The 593-nt window shown below is 37.3% G+C and carries 1 pseudogene; it reads left to right on the plus strand.

Going from position 1 to position 593, the window contains the following annotated elements:
- Nucleotides 1–231 precede the first annotated feature (231 nt).
- Nucleotides 232–593, plus strand: a pseudogene (locus H8S17_RS16350) (hypothetical protein); the annotation flags it as partial.

A 593-nucleotide genomic window follows, 5' to 3' on the forward strand; every position in this document is an offset into this window, starting at 1 on the left:
TGGAAGAAAGAAAATGATTTAGTGTTGAAAATAGGCTTTGACAGCAGTGGATTGTATGATATAGGGCAGGAAAAAGGATATGGAGCAGCACAGAATATGTGGATGAAAGGTGTTAGCCAAAGTATGTTTGAAGCTAGAGTGTGACCAATGGATGACAGAAAGTATGAACCGCTTTAAGAAGTGGTTGAATAAAATTTTTTATTAAAACTTCAAGCTGTTGGAGGTGGATTTATGGGAATCTCTTTTTCAAATATAGGAACAGTTGGAAAGGAACAGCTAATTACTTCTGGTAGTAATGGAGAACCAAACTGGTCTTATATTCCATCGAAAGTAAAAAGTACAAAAACGCAGACTGAATTTGTGAGTGAGATTAGGAAACTGGCACAAAAGGCTGCCAATGCTACTGATAAAACAGAACAAGACTCTATTTCAAGGCAGGTATTGCAGTTAAGGGCAGAATATTTGTCAGAGGTTGCACCGGATAGAAAGCAGTTGTACCAACAGGCAAAAAGTGCAATGAAAAATCAAAATACCAATCCAAAATGTAAAGGGATCGGAGAATTAACCTTACTGGATTTTTTGGAACAGGCAGA

The sequence above is a fragment of the Roseburia zhanii genome (assembly GCF_014287635.1).
Classification (GTDB): Bacteria; Bacillota; Clostridia; order Lachnospirales; family Lachnospiraceae; genus Roseburia_B; species Roseburia_B zhanii.